This window comes from Nocardiopsis sp. JB363 (genome assembly GCF_900143625.1).
Taxonomy (GTDB): domain Bacteria; phylum Actinomycetota; class Actinomycetes; order Streptosporangiales; family Streptosporangiaceae; genus Nocardiopsis.
The window spans coordinates 1-5,350 of record NZ_FRFF01000180.1; the positions used below are offsets into that span (position 1 = coordinate 1).

General features: G+C 70.4%; 3 protein-coding genes. 2 read left to right on the top strand and 1 reads right to left on the bottom strand.

The window, feature by feature from the left end:
• Positions 1 to 127 precede the first annotated feature (127 nt).
• Positions 128 to 2,416, bottom strand: coding sequence for an ATP-binding domain-containing protein (locus tag BQ8420_RS27825; RefSeq protein WP_235006527.1), 2,289 nt, complete (start codon positions 2,414 to 2,416; stop codon positions 128 to 130).
• A 349-nt stretch (positions 2,417 to 2,765) separates the two neighbouring features.
• Between BQ8420_RS27825 and BQ8420_RS27830 the strand changes: the two genes are divergently transcribed.
• Both BQ8420_RS27830 and BQ8420_RS32485 read left to right on the top strand, forming a co-directional pair.
• On the top strand, positions 2,766 to 4,988 hold the full coding sequence (locus BQ8420_RS27830; protein ID WP_087102859.1) for an anthranilate synthase component I: 2,223 nt from the start codon (positions 2,766 to 2,768) through the stop codon (positions 4,986 to 4,988).
• Positions 4,989 to 5,131: 143 nt separating this feature from the next.
• Positions 5,132 to 5,275 carry a GPGG-motif small membrane protein gene (locus BQ8420_RS32485; RefSeq protein ID WP_200816126.1) on the top strand — a complete coding sequence of 48 codons (144 nt, stop codon included), beginning with the start codon at positions 5,132 to 5,134 and terminating at the stop codon, positions 5,273 to 5,275.
• Positions 5,276 to 5,350: the final 75 nt, after the last annotated feature.

Genomic DNA, 5,350 nt, shown 5'->3' on the forward strand with positions numbered 1-5,350 from the left:
GGGGGGAGGTGGAGGTGGGAATGGGGTTCGTGTTCGGGTGGGGGTAAATGGGAAGTTCGGGCTGGAATCCTTTGGTGGTCGGGATCGGACATCGCACATTCCGTCCCGACCACACGGTCGGATCGCCTCAGGCGTGGAGTCGCGCGAGGAGACCCGGCAGTTCTCGGTCGTGGGCCACGGTCAACCGGCGGGTGGCGCGGGTGACGGCCACGTACAGGTCGTTGGCGCCATGCGGGGCGTCGAGCACCTCGTCGGGACGCACCACGATCACCGAGTCGAACTCCAACCCCTTGGACTCGGTGGTCGACAGCACCACCACGGGTGCCTCCTCCTCGTCCCGTCGCCGTTGAGGCCGGCCCGCGCGGGGCAGGGCCGCCGCCACCAAGAGCAAGGACGCCTCGGAGGTGATGACGGCGACGCGCCCCTCTCCGATCGCCTCGGTCTCCTCGGCCACGAGGGCGGGCAGTCCGGCCAGGCCCTCGGTGAGCCGTACCGCCCGGGGCGGGTCCCCCTCCTCGCGCACCGACTCGGGCACCTCCTGCTCCGGGGCGGCCTCGCGCAGCACGTCGGCGGCGACCGCCATGATCGGCGCGGGGGTTCGGTAGTTGACTCGCAGCGTTTCCACGTGCACCTTGCCCGGGGCGTACGGTTCGAGCGCGGCCGTCCATGAACGGGTGCCCGCGGCGCTGCCGGTCTGGGCCACGTCGCCCACCACCGTCAACGAACGGGTGGGAACTCGGCGCATGACCGATCTCCAGGCCATGGGCGACAGTTCCTGGGCCTCGTCGACGATCACGTGCCCGTAGGTCCAGGCCCGGTCCGCCCCGGCCCGTTCGGCGGTGGTCGTCACCGGCCCCCAGTCCCGGTGCCGGTCGGCCAGGGAGGCCGCGTCCAGGCCCACGTGTTCCTCCTCGGCCAGGCCGGTGAACTCCAGCACCCCCTGTGCGTAGCGTTCGGTCTCGGCGCGCTCGGCCTCTTCCTGCCGGTCGCGGGCACGGTCGGCGCTGTCGTCCCGACCGAGGACCTCGGCGGCCTCGTCCAACAGGGGAACGTCCTCCACCGTCCACGGGGATCCGTTCGGGCGGTACAGGGCGGTGGCGTTCGGCACCTCGGACGCGGTCGCCACCCGGGCCAGCGCCTCGGGATCGGCGAACAACCCGCTCAACAGTCGTTGCGGGGTGAGGTCCGGCCACAGGGCGTCCAGGGCCCGACGGACGGGATCCTCGTACCAGAGGCGTTCACCGATGAAGGGCAGGTCCTCATCGACCACCGGGCGGTCCAGCAGGGTGACCTCGGCGCGGGCGAGTTCGGTGAGCAGGGTGGTGACCACGTACTTGCGGGCCACGTTGTGCGCCAGTTTCAGGCCTCGGGCGGTGGTCAGGACGTGCTCGCACACCCGGCCGGGGACCACGAGGTCGCCGGCGTCGGTCTCCACCCGCAGGTCCTCCTCGCCGAAGGCCCGCCGGGGGGTGCGCTGTCGGTCGTCGATCGCGGCGCGCACGAGATCGACCATGGTCTCGGAGCCCTTGACCGAGGCGACGTCGTGGTCATCGCGCGCCGTGGCCTCCACCCCGGGCAGGATCTCGCCCACGGTGCGCATCACCACGTCGGTCTCGCCCAGGGAGGGCAGCACGTCGCCGATGTAACGCAGGAACGCCGGGTTGGGGCCCACCACCAGCAGACCGCGTCGTTCCAGGATCGCACGGTGGGTGTAGAGCAGGTAGGCGGCGCGGTGCAGCGCCGCCACGGTCTTGCCGGTGCCCGGTCCGCCCTGGACCACCAGCACCCCGGACAGGGTGGAACGGATGACCCGGTCCTGTTCGGCCTGGATGGTGGCGACGATGTCGGCCATCCGGCCGGTACGACCGCGGTCGAGCGAGGCCAGCAGCGCGGCCTCACCGACCAACTGCCGCCGGTCGCCGTCGCTGAGGGCGTCGGGGTCGAACACCTCGTCGTCCAGACCGATCACCGTACGGCGACGAATCCTCAGGTGGCGGCGGCGGGTGATCCCCTCCGGGGAACCAGGGGTGGCGGCGTAGAAGGGGCGGGCGGCCGGTGCGCGCCAGTCCACGAGGATGGTCTCGTAGTCGCTGTCGCGCAGGCCGATCCGGCCCACGTACCGGGCCTCGGTGTCCCCGTCGGGGTGGGCGAGGTCGATCCGGCCGAAGCACAGGCCCTCCTCCACCGCGTTCAGCTGTGCGCCGCGCAGGGCCTGTTCGTGGGCGCGCGCCTCTCGTTCCATGAGGGCGGCGTATCCGGAGCGGTCCTGCAGGTGGGCGGCGGTCAACTGCTCGGCGGCCCGGGCACGTAGGGTGTCCAAGCGCTCGTACATGGTGGTGACGCGTTTTTGTTCGGTGGCGATCGCCGCGGCCTCCGTCGCTGTGACGGAAGGACCACCTTGACGGTCTGTGTTCAAGCTGCTATCCTTGCGGCGAGAAGTTACTGAATTGCTTTGCGTGGCGCGTGGATAGAGAACTCTAGCAGAGATACTCCATCATGGGCCACTCCCACGTGTGTTCCACCCTCACCCAGGCGGGCGAGGGTTTTTTCGTGTCCGCGTCCCACGGGATCGCGGCACCGGATACACTCGGCCCCATGCGAACCGATTCGATCAACGGACAGTGGTGGCGCCGCGGCTAGGCGGCGCACCGATCAGTTCGCATTCCACGAACAGCGACCGCCCGGACCGGCGGTCGTTTTCTGCTTTCGAGGCGACCCCGGCCGGTGATGACCACCCGACCGTAGAGCGCCCCGAAGGACCGTCCGTGAAGCCCAGTGACGCCCAGACCAGCACGTACAGCACCCCCGCGGGGGTGCGGGTCCACCGCAGTGCCACCCCCTGTGACCCCGAGATCCTCACCGAACTCGTCACCTCCGTCGAGTACCGCCGCGGCGGCGTGCTCTCCTCGGGAATGGAGTATCCCGGCCGCTACGACCGCTGGCACCTGGGTTACGTCGACCCCTGCCTGGAGATCGCCACGCGGGGGCGACGGGTCACCGCCACCGCCCTCAACGAGCGTGGCCACGTCCTGCTCCCCGTCGTAGAGCAGGTGCTGCGCACCGCCGGCGAGGTCGTGGACGCCGGTCCCGACCAGGTCACCGTGGCCGTGCCCGAACCCGATCCGGGGGAGTTCTTCACCGAGGAGGAGCGCAGCCGCCGGCCCAGCGTCTTCACCGCGGTGCGCGCCCTCCTGGACGCCCTGCGCAGCCCCGAGGACACCAACCTCGGCCTCTACGGCACCTTCGGCTACGACCTCGCCTTCCAGTTCGAACACATGGAACGGCACATCGAGCGGGACGCCGACGACCGTGACCTGGTCCTGCACCTGCCCGACGCCCTCGTGGTCCGCGACCGCAAGCGCGAGACCTGCGTGCGCTACACCTACGAGTTCACCGTTCCGGCCCAGGGCGAACGCCCCGAGGCCACCACCGAGGGCCTGCCCCGGACCACCGAACCCACCCCGCCCGTGGTGGCCGCCGAGGTGCCGGCCGGACCCGAGCCCGGCTCCTACGCGCAGATCGTGGCCGAGGCCAAGAAGCGCTTCCGTCGCGGTGACCTGTTCGAGGTGGTGCCCGGGCACCGGACCTACGCCCGCTGCTCCTCCCCGGCCCGCTTCTACGAGCGCCTGCGCGAGCGCAACCCCGCCCCCTACGAGTTCTTCTTCAACCTCGGCGAGGGCGAGTACCTGGTGGGCGCCTCCCCGGAGATGTTCGTGCGGGTCAGCGGCGAGCCCGGTACCGGTCAGCGGGTGGAGACCTGCCCGATCTCCGGCACCATCCGCCGCGGTGAGGACGCCCTGGGCGACGCCGAGAACATCCAGGAGCTGCTCTCCTCGGTCAAGGAGAAATCCGAGCTCACCATGTGCACCGACGTGGACCGCAACGACAAGTCGCGGGTGTGCGAGCCGGGCAGCGTCCAGGTGATCGGCCGCCGGCAGATCGAGATGTACTCGCGGCTCATCCACACCGTCGACCACATCGAGGGCACCCTGCGCGCGGAGTTCGACGCGCTGGACGCCTTCCTCACCCACATGTGGGCGGTGACCGTCACCGGCGCCCCCAAGACCTGGGCGATGCGCTTCATCGAACAGCACGAGACCAGCCCCCGCCGCTGGTACGGCGGAGCCGTCGGCGTGCTCAACTTCGACGGGTCGATGAACACCGGGCTCACCCTGCGCACCGCCCACATCCAGAACGGGGTGGCCGCGGTCCGGGTCGGCGCGACCCTGCTGTACGACTCCGACCCCGAGGCCGAGGAGAAGGAGACCTTCCTCAAGGCCCGCGCCCTGATGGAGACCCTCGCCCAGGGCGAGGAGCAGGACGCCCGGGCCTCGGAGCCTCCGCGGGTGATCGAGGAAGCGGAGCCCGCTCCGCTCTCGGGCGACGGCATGCGCGTGCTGCTGGTCGACCACGAGGACTCCTTCGTCAACACCCTGGCCGACTACGTGCGCCGCCATGGCGCCGAGGTCACCACCGTCCGCTACGGGTTCGACCACGCCCTGCTGGACCGGTTCGCCCCCGACCTGGTCGTCCTCTCGCCCGGGCCCGGCCTGCCCGTGGACTTCGCCATGAGCGACCTGCTCGACGCCCTGGCGACCTGCGGACTGCCCGTGTTCGGCGTGTGCCTGGGCCTGCAGGGCATGGTCGAACACGCCGGCGGTGAGCTGAGCACCCTGGACGCCCCCGTGCACGGCAAACCCGGCCGTGTCCGGGTCCTGGGCGGGGAACTGCTGGCGGGTCAGGGCGAGGACGGCCTGTTCCAGGCGGCTCGCTACCACTCGACCTACACCGTGCCCGAGGCGGTGAAGCACTTCGAGGTGACCGCCGTGCTGGACGGCGAAGAGGGGGAGCCCCCGGTCGTCATGGCGATCGAGGATCGGGCGGCGCGCTGGTACGCCGTGCAGTTCCACCCCGAGTCCATCCTCACCGCGGCGGTCGGCGAGGGCATCGTCTCTCGCGCTCTGGAACTCGCTCGTGAGGCGGGTTAGGGCCTTCGACGGTTGAGACACGGGAGCCCGCGTGGGACGAATCTCGTCCCACGCGGGTCATCTCACCTGGGACGAATCGAAGAAGTAAAAGGCAACCCCCTTGGGGATGGTTTGATCAAACCGTTACCGGACAGGGGGTTGGTATGAGTATTCTGCTGCTAATCCTCGGAATCATCCTTATCGTCGCCGGCGTGATGGGCCTCCTGCGCGGGCAGCTCCTCTGGGGCATCGTCCTCATCGTCGTCGGAGTGATCCTCTCGCCCGGCGGTTTCGTCCTCGGCCTCTAGTGTCCGAAGTCCCTCGAACCGGCGACACCCACCCGGGGGCCATGGCCCCGCCCCCGCCCACCCCCGCTCCCGGAC